This is a genomic window from Paracoccus aestuarii, from assembly GCF_028553885.1.
In the GTDB taxonomy this organism is placed as follows: Bacteria; Pseudomonadota; Alphaproteobacteria; order Rhodobacterales; family Rhodobacteraceae; genus Paracoccus; species Paracoccus aestuarii.
This window is the reverse complement of the sequence record NZ_CP067169.1, coordinates 581,969-596,525: the sequence shown is the minus strand read 5'-3', so window position 1 is coordinate 596,525 and position 14,557 is coordinate 581,969. Positions and strand designations below refer to the sequence as shown.

At 68.4% G+C, this 14,557-nt stretch carries 17 protein-coding genes and 1 pseudogene; 5 read left to right on the top strand and 13 right to left on the bottom strand.

Annotated elements, in window-relative coordinates; genetic code table 11:
* Window positions 1-35: 35 nt before the first annotated feature.
* The 6 genes from JHW48_RS03020 to JHW48_RS02995 form a co-directional block, all read right to left on the bottom strand.
* A complete protein-coding gene (locus JHW48_RS03020) occupies window positions 36-434 on the bottom strand; it encodes a DUF2852 domain-containing protein (RefSeq protein ID WP_119886889.1) in 399 nt (132 codons plus the stop codon).
* Window positions 435-522: 88 nt separating this feature from the next.
* Entirely contained in the window at window positions 523-1,137 is a 615-nt protein-coding gene (locus tag JHW48_RS03015) for a TetR/AcrR family transcriptional regulator (protein ID WP_119886880.1), read from the bottom strand.
* Window positions 1,137-1,415: an HPr family phosphocarrier protein gene (locus JHW48_RS03010; RefSeq protein ID WP_119886881.1), complete on the bottom strand. Its 279-nt coding sequence runs from the start codon at window positions 1,413-1,415 to the stop codon at window positions 1,137-1,139. The genes JHW48_RS03015 and JHW48_RS03010 overlap by 1 nt, the downstream gene beginning before the upstream one ends.
* Window positions 1,412-1,834: a PTS sugar transporter subunit IIA gene (locus JHW48_RS03005; protein ID WP_119886882.1), complete on the bottom strand. Its 423-nt coding sequence runs from the start codon at window positions 1,832-1,834 to the stop codon at window positions 1,412-1,414. The genes JHW48_RS03010 and JHW48_RS03005 overlap by 4 nt, the downstream gene beginning before the upstream one ends.
* Window positions 1,835-1,877: 43 nt before the next feature.
* Window positions 1,878-2,825, bottom strand: coding sequence for an RNase adapter RapZ (gene rapZ / locus JHW48_RS03000; protein WP_240637897.1), 948 nt, complete (start codon window positions 2,823-2,825; stop codon window positions 1,878-1,880).
* Window positions 2,826-2,852: 27 nt separating this feature from the next.
* Entirely contained in the window at window positions 2,853-3,266 is a 414-nt protein-coding gene (locus tag JHW48_RS02995; RefSeq protein WP_119886883.1) for an HPr kinase/phosphorylase, read from the bottom strand.
* 213 nt (window positions 3,267-3,479) lie between these two features.
* Here JHW48_RS02995 and JHW48_RS02990 point away from each other — a divergent pair, with 213 nt between their 5' ends.
* On the top strand, window positions 3,480-5,075 hold the full coding sequence (locus JHW48_RS02990) for a phosphoenolpyruvate carboxykinase (RefSeq protein WP_119886884.1): 1,596 nt from the start codon (window positions 3,480-3,482) through the stop codon (window positions 5,073-5,075).
* Window positions 5,076-5,165: 90 nt separating this feature from the next.
* Here JHW48_RS02990 and argF read toward each other — a convergent pair whose 3' ends face one another.
* Together argF and JHW48_RS02980 are read right to left on the bottom strand one after the other, a co-directional pair.
* Window positions 5,166-6,092, bottom strand: coding sequence for an ornithine carbamoyltransferase (argF, locus tag JHW48_RS02985; protein WP_119886885.1), 927 nt, complete (start codon window positions 6,090-6,092; stop codon window positions 5,166-5,168).
* 99 nt (window positions 6,093-6,191) lie between these two features.
* Window positions 6,192-7,364 carry an aspartate aminotransferase family protein gene (locus JHW48_RS02980; RefSeq protein ID WP_119886886.1) on the bottom strand — a complete coding sequence of 391 codons (1,173 nt, stop codon included), beginning with the start codon at window positions 7,362-7,364 and terminating at the stop codon, window positions 6,192-6,194.
* 190 nt (window positions 7,365-7,554) lie between these two features.
* On the opposite strand from JHW48_RS02980, the gene JHW48_RS02975 reads away from it, so the two are divergent.
* Window positions 7,555-8,445, top strand: a complete 891-nt coding sequence (locus JHW48_RS02975) for a DMT family transporter (protein WP_119886891.1) — start codon at window positions 7,555-7,557, stop codon at window positions 8,443-8,445.
* On the opposite strand, the gene JHW48_RS02970 is transcribed toward JHW48_RS02975, so the two are convergent.
* Window positions 8,427-9,272, bottom strand: coding sequence for an ABC transporter permease (locus JHW48_RS02970; RefSeq protein WP_240637898.1), 846 nt, complete (start codon window positions 9,270-9,272; stop codon window positions 8,427-8,429). The genes JHW48_RS02975 and JHW48_RS02970 overlap by 19 nt on opposite strands.
* A gap of 117 nt (window positions 9,273-9,389) precedes the next feature.
* Between JHW48_RS02970 and JHW48_RS18555 the strand changes: the two are divergent.
* Window positions 9,390-10,003 (top strand): annotated as a pseudogene (locus JHW48_RS18555) (GcrA family cell cycle regulator).
* 33 nt (window positions 10,004-10,036) lie between these two features.
* Here JHW48_RS18555 and JHW48_RS02955 read toward each other — a convergent pair.
* On the bottom strand, window positions 10,037-10,648 hold the full coding sequence (locus JHW48_RS02955; RefSeq protein ID WP_119887764.1) for a LysE/ArgO family amino acid transporter: 612 nt from the start codon (window positions 10,646-10,648) through the stop codon (window positions 10,037-10,039).
* Between the two features lie 94 nt (window positions 10,649-10,742).
* On the opposite strand from JHW48_RS02955, the gene JHW48_RS02950 reads away from it, so the two are divergent.
* A complete protein-coding gene (locus tag JHW48_RS02950; RefSeq protein WP_119887765.1) occupies window positions 10,743-11,633 on the top strand; it encodes a LysR family transcriptional regulator ArgP in 891 nt (296 codons plus the stop codon).
* 7 nt (window positions 11,634-11,640) lie between these two features.
* On the opposite strand, the gene JHW48_RS02945 is transcribed toward JHW48_RS02950, so the two are convergent.
* Complete coding sequence (locus tag JHW48_RS02945) at window positions 11,641-12,246, bottom strand: hypothetical protein (protein ID WP_119887766.1); 606 nt, start codon at window positions 12,244-12,246, stop codon at window positions 11,641-11,643.
* A 71-nt stretch (window positions 12,247-12,317) separates the two neighbouring features.
* Entirely contained in the window at window positions 12,318-12,779 is a 462-nt protein-coding gene (locus tag JHW48_RS02940) for an Lrp/AsnC family transcriptional regulator (RefSeq protein ID WP_119887770.1), read from the bottom strand.
* A 129-nt stretch (window positions 12,780-12,908) separates the two neighbouring features.
* Between JHW48_RS02940 and ald the strand changes: the two genes are divergently transcribed.
* Window positions 12,909-14,027: an alanine dehydrogenase gene (gene ald, locus JHW48_RS02935; RefSeq protein ID WP_119887767.1), complete on the top strand. Its 1,119-nt coding sequence runs from the start codon at window positions 12,909-12,911 to the stop codon at window positions 14,025-14,027.
* Window positions 14,028-14,030: 3 nt separating this feature from the next.
* Here the strand turns inward: ald and mscL are convergent, their stop codons facing one another.
* Window positions 14,031-14,474, bottom strand: a complete 444-nt coding sequence (mscL, locus tag JHW48_RS02930; protein WP_119887768.1) for a large conductance mechanosensitive channel protein MscL — start codon at window positions 14,472-14,474, stop codon at window positions 14,031-14,033.
* Window positions 14,475-14,557 lie beyond the last annotated feature (83 nt).

Here is a 14,557-nt window from a genome sequence, read left to right as displayed (position 1 = left end):
GGGGCCGGGACGCGGCCCCCTGCCGGTTGGCATGATCACAGATCGGCGGCCGGCTTCTGGCGCTTTTCCATGAACTGGTCGAATTCGGCCTTGTCCTTGGCCTCGCGCAGGCGCTCAAGGAAATCCATGAATTCGCGATGCTCGTCCTCCAGCCGCTTCAGCGTCTGTTCGCGATAGGCGTCGAAGGCCGTGTTGCCGGTCGAGGGCGCGTGATAGCGGGGCGCGGCACTGCGCTTGCTGCATCCGAACATGCGATTGCTCCAGATCATGTAGCCGAGGATTGCGAGGCCAATCGGCCAGAAGGCGATGAAGCCCAGCACCATCGCGGCGATCCAGGCCTTGCGTCCGTGACCGTCCAGCCAGTCACGGCACCGCAGCAGAAAATCCGAGAAACGCGTCCCGGCCGGGGCCGGAGGCAGCGCCTGTGAACTCATGCTCATCGGTGGTCTCCCATGTTAATGTGAATTACATTTACATAGATGGACCGCATGGGGGCATCCGTCAAGGGATGCGTTCCGAAAATCAGTCGGGGATGAGGCCGAGGCCACGCAGATAGACGATGGCGCCGCTTTCCAGCATCTCGGACGGGGCGACGGGGCTGCGCCCGCCGGGGGCGCCGCGCCCGAACAGCTCGACCACGCCGTGGCTCAGCGCCCAGATGTGGTTGGCGACCATGCGCGCGGGCGGGCGGCGGTCGGCGGGCAGGCGCATCGCCAGGGATTCCGCGCCCGTGACCAGCACGCGCTGCGCCCGTTCGGATGCGGCGGCCAGGTCGGAATTGCGCGCGATGGACAGGCCGGATTCGAACATCGCCATGTAATAGCCGGGCCGGTCGCGGGCGAAATCCAGATAGGCCTGGCCCATGCGCAGAAAGGCCGTCAGCACCTGGGGGCGACCATCGTCGAAGGCGGCCTCCAACCGGCCGGCGAATTCGACGAAGCCTTGGCGCGCGACCTCCTCCAGCAGGTCGTCGCGGCCCTTGAAATGGCGATAGGGGGCGGCGGCCGAGACGCCCGCCCGGCGCGCGGCCTCGGTCAGGGTAAAGGCCTGGGGGCCCTGTTCCTCGATCAATGCGGCCGTGGCCTCGACCAGCGCCTCGCGCAGGTTGCCGTGGTGATAGGATTTGCGGTCGGGCACTACATGCCTTCGCCGAAATAATCCCCGACCAGCGCCTCCAGGGCATCGGCCAGGGCCTGCGCCTCGGGGCCGGTGGTGGTCACGCGGATCTGGCTGCCGCGCGGGGCGGTCAGCATCAGCAGGCCCATGATGCTGTCACCCGACACGCGCATCCCGTCCTTTTCGACCTGGGCCTGGGCGTCGAAGCGTTCGACCATGTCCACGAACTTGGCGCTGGCGCGCGCATGCAGGCCCTTGACGTTGATGATCGCCAGGTCACGGGTGATCGCGGCACTCATCGGGCGCGGCTTTCGGCATCGCCCATCGCCTCGGGCGGGACGTTGTAGGAATTGATGTATTTGCGCCCCGCCTCCTTGGCGAAGCCCACGGCATCGGGGACCGACATGTGGCGCGACTTGGCCAGCTTGACCAGCATGGGCAGGTTGGCGCCATAGAGGATGGTGCGATGTTCGACCGCGCAGGCCGGCAGCGACAGGTTCGAGGGCGAGCCGCCGAAGAGGTCGGTCACCAGGACCACCCCGTCGCCCAGATCGACGGAATCCGCGGCGGCCTTGATCTCGGCCGTCTTGGCGGCGCGGTCGTGATCATCCTCGATCGCGACGGCGGCGATGCCCACCTGTGGTCCGACGACATGTTCCACCGCCGAGAGATATTCCCGGGCCAGTCCGCCATGCGCTACGATGACAATTCCGATCAACCTGACCTACCACGACCTAAAGAACACCCGGATCGCCCCACGATCATGACGCCTGCCTCTGCGCCAGTGGCCCGTCCCGGTCCTGGCCGGGCGATGCAACCGCGTCGGGCTGTGGCGCCGTGGTCCGACGCTCGAGTTCCCTGTGCCTTATTGACACCGGCCAGCCCGCCTCTGCAAGCGCGGAGGCCATCTTTTCCACCAAAGTGACGGAACGGTGTTGCCCGCCGGTACAGCCGAAGCCGACCGACAGATGCGATTTCCCCTCGTCCATATGCGCGGGCAGCAGGAAGGCCACAAGATCTCGGGTCCGGTCGAAGAATTCCTGATAGCGCGCATCGCCCTGGACATGGGCCTGGACCGCCGGATCGCGCCCGTCCAGCGGACGCAGATGCGATTCCCAATGGGGATTCGCCAAGAACCGGCAATCGAACATCAGGTCCAGCCCGCGCGGCACCCCGCGCTTGTAGCTGAAGGAATGCAGCGACACGCTGAGCCGCTGGTCGGGGCGCGTGTCGAACCAGCGCGTCAGTTCGGCCTTCAGGTCATGGGGCGACAGGTCGGTCGTGTCGACCAGCACATCGGCACGCGCGCGGATCGGGGCCAGCAGGTCGATCTCGGTCAGGACCCCGGCCAGGGGGGCGGCGTCCGGGGCCAGCGGATGGCGGCGCCGGGTCTCGTTGTAGCGGCGCACCAGCGTGTCGGCGGCGCAGTCCAGATAGAGCACCTCGGGCGCGTAATCGGGCATGCGCGTCATCCGGTCGATCAGCTCGATCACGTTGGCGGCGGAAAAATCGCGGTTTCGCACGTCCAGTCCCAAGGCCAGGGGCGCGGGGCGCGGCGGCCCGTCCAGCAGCCGCGGGATCAGCGATAGCGGCAGGTTGTCGATCGCCTCGAAGCCCAGATCCTCCAACACGTTGATGGCCGTGGACCGCCCCGCGCCCGAAGGGCCCGTGACCAGCACCAAGCGCTGCATCCCCTGATCGCCGTTCATCGACATTCCCCTTTGGCACCCGATGCGTCAGTCCACCCGACGGCCCAGCAAAAGCTGCCGCAATGCAGCATGAAGATGGGGCCGATAGGGACCAAGCACAAGCAAAACCGGAATTCCCAACCATTCGACATGACGCCGCGGCGGCAGGCGCTGATCCTCGGCCCGGCCCAGGTCGCAGGCCAGGACAACCTGCGCGGGAGGCGCGGGTTCCGCCGTCAGGATGCCCACGCCCCGCGCCTCGATCCGGCCCAGCAGCGGCAGGGGCGCCTGCGCCATCAGCCGCCCGGCGGACAACCGCAGGTCGGTGCGGTCATCGGCCACCAGGCCCGCGCCAAGCGCCATCATCTCCAGCGCCAGGCTGGACTTGCCACAGCCGGATGGCCCCAGGATCACCAGCCCGCGCCCGTCCAGCGCCACCGTCGTCGCGTGAAGCTGCCGCATGCGAATCACCCCCCTGCCCCACATTGCCCGAAACCGGTTAATTTTCCGCCCTTCCCGCCGCAATCCCGGGCGGTCGCGGTCCTGTTGGCGATAACATTTAATGTTTCCGCTAACTGTTTGCGCTGCCGTCTTTCGGCACGAATCCTCCATGTTATAGCCGCAGAACCGACAGCCCGCACGGGCCGCCGCCTCTCAAGCCACGGAGCCACGGACATGACGACGCGCGTAAACCCCAACTGCCGCCTGGAAGATCAAGGCATCGAGGGGCTGGGCCGGGTCTATTACAACCTGCTGGAACCCGCCCTGATGACCGAGGCGGTGGCCCGCGGCGAAGGCCAGCTGGGTCTGGGCGGCGCCTTCCTGGTCACCACCGGCGCCCATACCGGCCGCTCGCCCAAGGACAAGTTCGTGGTCCGCACCCCGTCGGTCGAAGACACGATCTGGTGGGACAACAACAAGCCGATGGATCCCGAGGCCTTCGACCGCCTGCATGCCGACATGCTGGCGCATATGAAGGGCCGCGACTATTTTGTGCAGGACCTGTTCGGCGGCGCGGATGCGGAAAACCGGCTGGACGTGCGCGTGGTCACCGAACTGGCCTGGCACGGCCTTTTCATCCGCCATCTGCTGCGCCGCCCCGAGGCGGACGAGCTGGCGACCTTCGCCCCCGATTTCACGATCATCAACTGCCCCGGCTTCAAGGCCGATCCGGCCCGTCACGGCTGCCGGTCGGAAACCGTGATCGCGATGAACTTCGACAAGAAGCTGATCCTGATCGCCAACACCGCCTATGCGGGGGAAAACAAGAAATCCGTCTTCACGCTGCTGAACTACCTGCTGCCGGAAAAGGGCATCATGCCCATGCATTGCAGCGCCAACCACGCGCCGGGCGATCCCGATGACAGCGCGGTCTTCTTCGGCCTGTCGGGCACGGGCAAGACGACGCTGTCGGCCGATCCCTCGCGCGTGCTGATCGGCGATGACGAACATGGCTGGTCGGACAAGGGCATCTTCAACTTCGAGGGCGGCTGCTACGCCAAGACGATCAACCTCTCGCCCAAGGCCGAGCCAGAAATCTACGCCACCACCTCGCGCTTCGGCACCGTGGTCGAGAACATGGTCTTCGACAAGGACAGCCTGGAGCTGGATTTCGAGGACAACTCGATCACCGACAACATGCGCTGCGCCTATCCGCTGGACGCGATCTCGAACGCGTCGGAAACCAGCCTGGGCGGGCATCCCAGGAACGTCATCATGCTGACCTGCGATGCCTATGGCGTCCTGCCGCCCATCGCGCGGCTGACGCCGGCACAGGCGATGTATCACTTCCTGTCGGGCTTCACCTCCAAGACGCCCGGCACCGAGGTCGGCGTGACCGAGCCGATCCCGACCTTCTCGACCTGCTTCGGCGCGCCCTTCATGCCCCGCCGCCCCGAGGTCTATGGCAAGCTGCTGCAGGCCAAGATCGCCCAGCACGGCGCGTCCTGCTGGCTGGTGAACACCGGCTGGACCGGCGGCGCCTTCGGGACCGGATCGCGCATGCCCATCGCCGCGACCCGCGCGCTTCTGGCCGCGGCCCTCGACGGCAGCCTGAACGACGTCCAGTTCCGCAAGGACCCGAATTTCGGCTTCGAGGTCCCGGTCAGCGTCCCCGGCGTCAGCGACGTGCTGCTGGACCCGCGCCAGACCTGGGCCGATGCCGCCGCCTACGACGCGCAGGCAAAGAAACTGGTCCAGATGTTCTGCGACAACTTCGCCCAATACCTGGACGCCATCGACGACGAGATCCGCGCCGCCGCCATCGGCTGACGGATCCGCATCCCCCAACCGAAAGGGCCACACCGCAAGGTGTGGCCCTTTCTCACGGCGTCGGGCGGCGACAGCCGCCCGTCACTCAGGTCACAGGCCCAGACAGTGCCGCATGATCGCCTTCTGGGCATGCAGCCGGTTCTCGGCCTCGTCCCAGATGACCGAGGCCGGGCCGTCCATGACCGCGCTGGTCACCTCGTCCTCGCGATGGGCGGGCAGGCAATGCATGAACAGCGCGTCATCCTTGGCCTTGGCCATCAACGCCTCGTTGATCTGGTATCCGCGCAGCTGATTGTGCCGCCGCTCCTTGGCGGATTGCGGGTCATGCATGCTGACCCAGGTGTCGGTCACCACCAGATCGGCGCCGATCACGGCCTTGTTCGGATCGCGCTCGATGGTCACCGGGCGCCCCTTCGCCGCGGCCCAGTCCAGCCATTCGCGTTCGGGGTCCAGCGGCGGCGGGCCGGTAAAGGTCAGGTCGAACCCGAACTGCCCCGCCGCATGGGCAAAGCTGGCAAAGACGTTGTTGCCGTCGCCGGACCAGACCACCTTGCGATCGGCGATGGGGCCGCGATGTTCCTCAAACGTCATCACATCGGCCATGATCTGGCAGGGATGGGTGCGGTTGGTCAGCCCGTTGATGACCGGCACGCTGGCATATTCCGCCATCTCGTGCAGGGTCGCCTCCTCGAAGGTGCGGATCATGATCAGATCGACATAGCGCGACAGCACGCGCGCCGTGTCCGCGATGGTCTCGCCATGGCCCAGCTGCATCTCGGACCCCGACAGGATCATCGTCTGCCCGCCCATCTGCCGCACGCCCACGTCAAAGCTGACCCGCGTCCGGGTCGAGGGCTTCTCGAAGATCAGCGCCACCATCCGCCCGGCCAGCGGCTGGTCGTCATCGGGCGTGCCCTTGGGACGGCCGTTTCGGGCGGCCTTCATCGCATGGGCGCGGTCGATGATGCTGCGCAGCGCGTCGGGATCGGTGGTGTGGATATCCAGGAAATGGGTCATCTGTCTGTCTTTCGGCGATTTATCGCAGCAAGCCCTGTGCCGCCCCCCGGGTCAAGAGGGCGCTGCCCACCCCCGGGGTCTTGGATGAAGGAAACGCGCTCAGCCGGCCAGGCCGGCGGCGACGCGGTCCAGGCGGGCCACGGCCTCGGCGATCTCATCGTCGGTGATGTTCAGGGGCGGCAGCAGGCGCAGCGTGTCATCCGCCGCAGGCACCGTCAGCAGATGCTGGTCATAGGCCGCGCGGACGAGGTCCACCGGCGCCACGTGGCATTTCAGCCCCAGCATCAGGCCCTGCCCGCGGACCCCCTCGAAGATCTCGGGATGGGCGTCGACCAGCCCCTCCAGCCGCTGACGGAACAGGGCCGCCTTGCGGTTCACCTCGGCCAGGAAGGCCGGGTCGGCCACGATCTGCATCACCCGCGCGCCCACCGCGCAGGCCAGCGGGTTGCCGCCATAGGTCGACCCATGCGTGCCCGCGACCATGCCCGCCGCAGCAACCTCCGTCGCCAGCACCGCGCCCAGGGGAAAGCCGCCGCCGATCCCCTTGGCGACCATCATGATGTCGGGCGCGATCCCGGCATATTCATGCGCGAACAGACGCCCCGTCCGGCCCATGCCGCATTGCACCTCGTCCAGGACCAGCAGCGCGCCGGTCCGGTCGCACAGATCCCGCAGCCCCTGCAGGCAGGCATCGGGCAGCGGGCGGATGCCGCCCTCGCCCTGGATCGGCTCGACCATGATCGCGGCGGTGCGGTCGGTGACGGCCGCCTTCAGCGCCTCGTGATCGCCGAAGGGCAGCGTGCGGAACCCCGGCATCAGCGGGCCGAAGCCCTTGGTCATCTTCTCGGACCCCGCCGCGGCGATGGCCCCGGTAGAGCGCCCGTGGAACGCCCCGCCGAAGGTCAGGATCTCGATCCGGTCCGGGTCGCCCGCATGATCCCAATGCTTGCGGACCATCTTGATGGCCAGCTCGGCCGCCTCGGTGCCGGAATTGGTGAAGAACACCGTATCGGCAAAGGTATGTTCGACCAGCAGATCGGCCAGCCGCTCCTGTTCCGGGATCTGATAGAGGTTCGAGACATGCCAGATCCGCCCCGCCTGTTCGGTCAGCGCCGCGACCAGATCGGGGTTCGCATGGCCCAGCACGTTGACCGCGATCCCCGCGCCTAGGTCCAGATATCGCGTCCCCTCGGCGGTGATGGCCCAAGCGCCCTCGCCGCGCTCAAAGGCCAGGGGGGCACGATTATAGGTCGGCAGGACATGCGGGATCATGGATCTGGCCTTTGCAGCGATGGGATGGGGGGCGGGCAGGCGGAAGGGATGCGGACCGGTCAGGTCGCATCAGCGTCGGATGGAACGGGCGCGTCGCTTGCTCATGGCGGGCAGGATGCGCAGCTTTGCCCCCTTGCGCAAGCGCGAAAACCGTCTGGACGGACCGTTTCACGTCGTGCAAGAAACCGGCATGGAAACAAGCAGCGAACATCGCGGCCGGGTGGTGGCCTTCATGATCGGCGCGACGGGGCTGTTCGCGGCGACCTCGCTGCTGGCCAAGGCGATCGGGACGGGCGCCCTGGGCCCGGCCCTGCCGCCCTTGATGGTCAGCCTGGGGCGGTTCGCCTTTGCCTTTGCGGGGATCGCGGTGGTGGTGGCGCTGATGCGGCCCCGGCTGACGCGTCCGCGTTGGTCCACGCATCTGGGGCGCACGATCTGCGGATGGGGGGGCATCACGCTGATGTTCGCGGCGGTGGCACGCATGCCCCTGCCCGATGCGACGGCGATCAGTTTTCTGTCGCCGGTCTTCACGATGATGCTGGCCATTCCGCTGCTGGGGGAACGCGTCCGGCCGGTGCGCTGGACCGCCGCCGCCATCGCGCTGATCGGCGCGGCGATCCTGCTGCGGCCCGGCGATGCGCTGCAGCCCGCAGCCCTGCTGGCCTTGGGCGCCGCCTGCGCCATGGGGCTGGAGGCGATCTTCATCAAGCGCCTGACCCGGCGCGAGGCACCGCTGCAGATCCTGCTGGTCAATAACGGCATGGGCACGGCCATCGCAGTGGCGGCGGCGCTGATGGTCTGGGCCATGCCCAGCCCGGCGCAATGGGCGGCTTTGGCGGCGATCGGGCTGCTGATGGCCGGGGGCCAGGCGCTGAACCTGGCGGCGATGCGCCAGTCGGATGCCAGCTTCGTGGCGCCCTTCTTCTATCTGACGCTGGTCTGGGCGGCGGGGTTCGACCAGTGGGTCTTCGGCTTGCTGCCCGATGCGGTTAGCGTGATCGGCGCGGCGGTCCTGGTCAGCGGCGCGGGCCTGCTGGTCTGGCGCGACCGGGCCCGCAGGCCTCAGGGCTTCATCCGGTAACCGCTGTCCAGCCAGCGCCAGGCCAGGGCCAGCACCGCCACCACCACCGCGACGCAGACGATCAGCCCTTGGACGGGGGACGAATCACTCACCCCCGTGACCCCGAACCGCGCCCCGTCGATCAGGTAGAAGATCGGGTTCCAATGCGACAGCGTGTCGAAGGGCGCGGGCAGCGCCTGCACGGAATAGAAGGTCCCGGACAGAAAGCTCAGCGGCGTGATGACGAAATTGGTGATCGCCGCCATCTGATCGAACTTCTGCGCCAGGATCCCGGCCAGGATGCCCAGCCCCCCCAGCATCAGCGCCGCCAGCAGCACGAAGATCAGCGCCCAGCCCGGATGCGCGATGCCGCGCCCCGTGACCAGCACCATCCCCGTGCCGATCACCACCGCGACCAGCCCCGCCCGCACCACCGACCCGGCCAGATAGCCCGCCAGCAATTCCCCCGCCGACAAGGGCGGCATCAGCGTGTCCACGATATTGCCCTGCACCTTGGCCGCCGTGATCGAGCTGGAGGTGTTGGCGAAGGCGTTCTGGATCACCGTCATCATCAGGATCCCCGGCCCCAGAAAGACCAGATAGGGCAGGCCCATCACCTCGCCCCGCCCCTGCCCCAAGGCCAGCGAGAAGATCATTACGAACAGCCCCGCCGTCATCAGTGGCGCAAAGATCGTCTGCTGCCAGACCGCCATGAAGCGCATCACCTCGCGCCAGGCCAGAGTCCGCAGGCCCAGCCAGTTAACGCGGCCGAACCGGCGCACGCCCATCGCGCGCCGCCCCCCGGCTGGGGTTTCGGCGGGGCGTGTCGCGGGAATCGGGGCTGTCATCTGGCGGTCCTTGAATTTCTGGCGCTCGGCGGCTAAATCTCGGCATCCCGTTTCTGACGGGAACGATCGCAGGTGACAAGATGGGGCGGCAGGCAAGACCCGCCCGGAAAGGCAGCCATGTCCTGGACGGATGAACGTGTCGAGACACTGAAGCGCATGTGGTCCGAGGGCCAGTCCGCCAGCGCCATCGCCAAGGAATTGGGCGGCGTGACCCGCAATGCCGTGATCGGCAAGGTCCACAGGCTGGGCCTGTCGAACCGCAATGACGAGGCCGAGGCCGTGCCCGCCCCGGCGGCGGCCCCCACCCCCGCGCCTGAACCGGTCGCGGCCGAACGCAAGCAGCCCGCCGCGCGCCCCGCGCCCCAGCCCGCCGCGCAGCCCGCCCCCAGCCCGCGGCCCCGCAGCCCGAACCCGTGGCCGAGGCCCAGCCCGTCTTCACCCCCGTGCCGCGCCGCCCGATCGTGCCCGCAGGCCAGCCCCTGCCGCCCCAGCCCTCGGCCAACGAGATCAGCCCCGAGGCCCTGGCCTCGGTCCGCGAGGTCGAAAAGCGCGCCCGCAAGCTGACCCTGATGGAGCTGACGGAACGCACCTGCAAATGGCCCATCGGCGATCCGGCGACGGACAAGTTCTGGTTCTGCGGCCTGCCCAGCCAGCCCGGCAAGCCCTATTGCGAGGCGCATGTCGGCGTGGCCTTCCAACCCATGAGCAGCCGCCGCGACCGCCGCCGTTGACGGCACCCCAGGGACAGGCCCCACCGGGGCCCGTCACCCCCCAAGGACCAGCTTGGCCGCGATCGCCCACATGACGACGGCGATCACCGCCTCCAGCACACGCCAGGCGCCGGGCCGGGCAAAGACCGGCCGCAGCCAGGCCGCGCCGTAGCCCAGGGCAAAGAAGAACAGGAACGACCCCGTCACCGCGCCCGCCGCGAATGACGCCCTGTCCCCCGCGAACCGGGTCGAGATCGCCCCCAACAGCACGACCGTGTCCAGATAGACATGCGGGTTCAGCCAAGTGATCGCCAGGCAGGCCGCCACCGTCGCCGCCAACCCCCGTTCCGGCTGGCCCGTCCCCACCACCAAGGCCTCGCCCGAAGTCAGCGCGGCCTTCATGCTGCGCGCCCCGTACCACAGCAGGAAAGCCGCCCCCGCATAGCGCATCGCCGGGGCCAGCCCCGGCATCCATTCCGCGATCCGCCCGAAGCTGGTCACCCCCAACAGGATCAGCACCGCATCCGACAACGCACAGGTCAGGCAGACCGCCAGCACGTGATCGCCGCGCAGCCCCTGACGCAGCACGAACGCATTCTGCGCGCCGATGGCCAGGATCAGGCTCAGCCCGGTCATCAGGCCGGTGATGAAGACGGCAAGGTTCATGATCCCATCCCCCGGTTCAGGTCGCGCTTGATCTAGCGCGGCGGGGCGGATTAGGAAAACTCATTCGTCTAATGCCGGATAAGGATAGCTTCAGATGCTGGACTATGCGGGCGCACGCGCCGTGGCGATGATCGTGCAGACCGGCAGCTTCGAGGCTGCGGCCCGGCGGCTGAACATCACCCCCTCGGCCGTGTCGCAGCGGGTGCGCGGGCTGGAGGAACGGCTGGGGACCGTGCTGATCCGGCGCGGCCAGCCCTGCAGCGCGACCGAGGCCGGGGCCTGGCTCTGCCGTCACATGGAACATGTGGGCATGCTGGAGACCGCGCTGATCGCCCATCTGCCGGGCCTTGCCGCCGGGGCCCCCGGTCTGGTGACGCTGGAGGTGGCGACCAATGCCGACAGCCTGGGCACATGGCTGATGCCCGCGCTGGCGGATTTCGCGCGGGGATCGGGGCATCTGCTGTCCATCGCGGTGGATGACGAACAGCACACGCCCGACTGGCTGCGGCAGGGGCGTGTGCTGGCGGCCGTCACCTCCTGCGACCGGGCGGTGGCGGGCTGTTCGGTGCACAGGCTGGGTCGGTTGCGATACGGCGCGACGGCCAGCCCGGATTTCATGCGCCGCCATTTCCCCGCAGGCGTGACGCCCGACGCGCTGGCCGCCGCGCCCTCCCTGATCTTCAACCGCAAGGACGATCTGCAGCGCGCATGGATGCGGCAGGTGACGGGCGCGGCGCCCGATCTGCCCTGCCATGTGCTGCCCTCGACCCAGGGTTTCGTCGATGCCTGTCTGGCGGGCTTGGGATGGGGGATGAACCCCCGGGGCCTGGTGGCGGCGCACCTGGCCTCCGGGGCCTTGGTCGAGCTGGTGCCCGGCGCCGTGCTGGACGTGACGCTGCATTGGCAGATAAGCCGCCTGGCCGCTGAAAGGCTCAGGCCGCTGACCGATGCCGTCATCGCCGCCGCGGCGGCCGGGCTGGACTGAGGGCGGATCAGCCCTCGCCGTCGCCCTCGCCTTCGCCTTCACCGCCATCGGTGTCGGCACCCGCGTCGGCTCCGTCATCGGCCTCTGCATCCGCATCGGGCGTATCCGCGTCCTGCTCGGCCTCAACTGCCTCTGCGGCCTCGTCGGGGTCGCCGACGACACCTGCGCCGCTGCCCACCGGGTTCGCGCCGGTGGCGTCCGGGCCCACATCGGTCCCCGAGCTATCCTCCGGATCGGCGCGCGTCTCGACCCCGTTGACCGAGACCAGCCGCGCATTCGCGGTGCTGTAGACAAGCACGACCGGCACCCCGGCGCGCTGCCCGGTGACCGTCAGGATCGGCCCCTCGCGCAGGATCTGCACGTCGCTATAACCCTGCGCGATCAGCGTCTCCGAGATCGCGGCATAGTTCTCCAGGCTCTCGAAGCGGGGATAGTCGCTTTCCAGAACGAAGCCTTGGGACGGCTCGGCCTCCAGCGCGGCATCGGGGACGATGACGGTGGATCCGGGCGTGTCGATGGTGGTGGTCTGGGCCAGGGCGGGCGCGGCCATCAGGCCCATGGCGGCGGCCATCGTGCCGCCCTTCAACAGTGTCTTCAGCGAAAGTCCGTTCATGGTGCATCTCCTGCGTGACATGCGCCATAACGCCGCGGGGGCGGTGGAGGGTTCCCGCCCGCCCCAAAGCGTCACACCGGGATGGCGGTGGTGCGGAACACGGTGCGCAGGGCAAAGCTGGAATGCATCTGCGCCACGCCCGGCAGGCGCGACAGGTGCTGGCGGTGTATGCGGGCGAAATCGTCGGTATCCTCGACCACGATCTTAAGCAGGTAATCGGCCGTGCCCGCCATCAGGTGGCATTCCAGCACGTCGGGAATGGTGCGCACCCCGCGTTCGAAGGCGTCCAGCACCTCGTCGGCCTGGCCCGACAGGGTGATCTCGACGAAGACGGTGGTCTGGCGGCGCAGCGCCCGCGCATCCAGCAGCGCGACATAGCCCGAGATCACGCCCGCCTCCTCCAGCCGCTGGACGCGGCGATGGCAGGCCGAGGGCGACAGATGCACCCTCAGCGCCAGCTCGGCATTGCTGATTCGCCCCTCCTTCTGCAGAAGGGACAGGATGCGGCGGTCTATTGCGTCCAGTTCGCTCATCCCGCCAGCTTCTTCGATCGCGGGCGGTTTTGCCAGCAGGATCTTCGGCCCGGCCCGCCGCCCGGCCCGCATCTTCGCAGGAAGTTGCGCGCGAAGGGTGCCACCATGGGAGGAACGAGGAGGATCAGCATGAAGATCGGATGCCCCAAGGAAATCAAGCCGCAGGAATTTCGCGTGGGCCTGACCCCCGCCGCCGCCGCCGAGGCCGCGGGGCGCGGCCATCAGGTCCTGGTCCAGACCGGCGCGGGCGAGGGCGCGGGTTTCGACGATGCCGCCTATGAAAGGGCGGGCGCGACCATCCTGCCCGATGCCGAGGCCGTGTTCGACCAAGCCGAGATGATCGTCAAGGTCAAGGAACCCCAGGCCGCCGAACGCGCGATGCTGCGCCGGGGCCAGCTGCTGTTCACCTATCTGCACCTGGCGCCCGACCCGGACCAGACGCGCGACCTGCTGGACAGCGGCGTGACCGCCATCGCCTATGAGACGGTGACCGATGCGCGGGGCGGCCTGCCCCTGCTGGCGCCGATGTCCGAGGTCGCGGGCCGCCTGGCCCCGCAGGTCGGATCATGGGCGCTGCAGAAGGCCAATGGCGGGCGCGGCGTGCTGATGGGCGGCGTGCCCGGCGTCCGGCCGGCCAATGTCATCGTGATCGGCGGCGGCGTGGTCGGGGCCGCGGCCGCGCGGGTCGCGGTGGGCATGGGCGCGAATGTGACGGTGATGGACCGCTCGGTCCCGCGGCTGTCCTATCTGGACGATGTCTTCATGGGCAAGCTCACCACCCAGTTCGCCAGCGCCGCCGCCACGGCCGAGGCGATCCGCACCGCCGACATGGTGATCGGCGCCGTGCTGGTCCCCGGCGCCGCCGCGCCCAAGCTGGTGACGCGGGATCAGCTGTCCACCATGCCGCCCGGCGCGGTCCTGGTCGATGTGGCCATCGACCAGGGCGGCTGCTTCGAGACCTCGCGCACGACGACGCATCAGGACCCGATCTACGAGGTGGACGGGATCGTGCATTACTGCGTGGCGAACATGCCGGGCGCGGTGGCGCGCAGCTCGACCCAGGCCCTGGGCAATGTGACCCTGCCGCATCTGCTGGCCTTGGCCGACAAGGGCTGGCGCCAGGCGGTGACCGATGACGCGCATCTGCGCGCGGGCCTGTCGGTGCATGAGGGCCAGCTGACATCCCCCCCGGTGGGCGAGGCGCTGAAGATCGACGCCGTCACCCCGGAGGCCCTGCTGGGCCTTTAATCGTCAGACCGGATTGGCGCGATCGGCCAGCAGGTCGCGGATCTGGGCCAGCAGCTCCTCCTGGCTGGGACCGGCGGGGGCTGCGGGGCCTTCCTCCTTCTGGCGGATGGCGGCGCGCTGGACGCGGTTCACGCCCTTGACCAGCAGGAACACGGCCCAAGCCACGATCAGGAAGTTCAGCACCGCCATCAGGAAGGACCCATAGGCAAAGATCGCCGCGCCGGAATCGCGCGCGGCGGCCAGGCTGGCATTGTCGGGAACGGTGCCCGACAGCACGATATACTGGTCGGTGAAGTCGATGCCGCCGGTCAGCAGGCCCAGGATCGGGTTGATCAGGTCGGCCACCAGCGAATTGACGATGGCGGTGAAGGCCGCGCCGATGATGATGCCCACGGCAAGGTCGATGACATTGCCGCGCGCGATGAAGGTCTTGAATTCGTTAAACATGGCGTCCCCCGTGGCTGTGCGACATCCTGTCGCCCGCGCGATGGTGCGGCAAAGCCACGGGGAAATCAATCATCCCGTTGGGG

Coding starts and splice junctions, on each gene's coding strand:
- JHW48_RS03020 (WP_119886889.1), bottom strand. CDS start 434: ATGAGTTCACAGGCGCTGCCTCCGGCCCCGGCCGGGACGCGTTTCTCG.
- JHW48_RS03010 (WP_119886881.1), bottom strand. CDS start 1,415: ATGAGTGCCGCGATCACCCGTGACCTGGCGATCATCAACGTCAAGGGC.
- rapZ (WP_240637897.1), bottom strand. CDS start 2,825: ATGAACGGCGATCAGGGGATGCAGCGCTTGGTGCTGGTCACGGGCCCT.
- JHW48_RS02995 (WP_119886883.1), bottom strand. CDS start 3,266: ATGCGGCAGCTTCACGCGACGACGGTGGCGCTGGACGGGCGCGGGCTG.
- JHW48_RS02990 (WP_119886884.1), top strand. CDS start 3,480: ATGACGACGCGCGTAAACCCCAACTGCCGCCTGGAAGATCAAGGCATC.
- argF (WP_119886885.1), bottom strand. CDS start 6,092: ATGACCCATTTCCTGGATATCCACACCACCGATCCCGACGCGCTGCGC.
- JHW48_RS02980 (WP_119886886.1), bottom strand. CDS start 7,364: ATGATCCCGCATGTCCTGCCGACCTATAATCGTGCCCCCCTGGCCTTT.
- JHW48_RS02975 (WP_119886891.1), top strand. CDS start 7,555: ATGGAAACAAGCAGCGAACATCGCGGCCGGGTGGTGGCCTTCATGATC.
- JHW48_RS02970 (WP_240637898.1), bottom strand. CDS start 9,272: ATGACAGCCCCGATTCCCGCGACACGCCCCGCCGAAACCCCAGCCGGG.
- JHW48_RS02955 (WP_119887764.1), bottom strand. CDS start 10,648: ATGAACCTTGCCGTCTTCATCACCGGCCTGATGACCGGGCTGAGCCTG.
- JHW48_RS02950 (WP_119887765.1), top strand. CDS start 10,743: ATGCTGGACTATGCGGGCGCACGCGCCGTGGCGATGATCGTGCAGACC.
- JHW48_RS02945 (WP_119887766.1), bottom strand. CDS start 12,246: ATGAACGGACTTTCGCTGAAGACACTGTTGAAGGGCGGCACGATGGCC.
- JHW48_RS02940 (WP_119887770.1), bottom strand. CDS start 12,779: ATGAGCGAACTGGACGCAATAGACCGCCGCATCCTGTCCCTTCTGCAG.
- ald (WP_119887767.1), top strand. CDS start 12,909: ATGAAGATCGGATGCCCCAAGGAAATCAAGCCGCAGGAATTTCGCGTG.
- mscL (WP_119887768.1), bottom strand. CDS start 14,474: ATGTTTAACGAATTCAAGACCTTCATCGCGCGCGGCAATGTCATCGAC.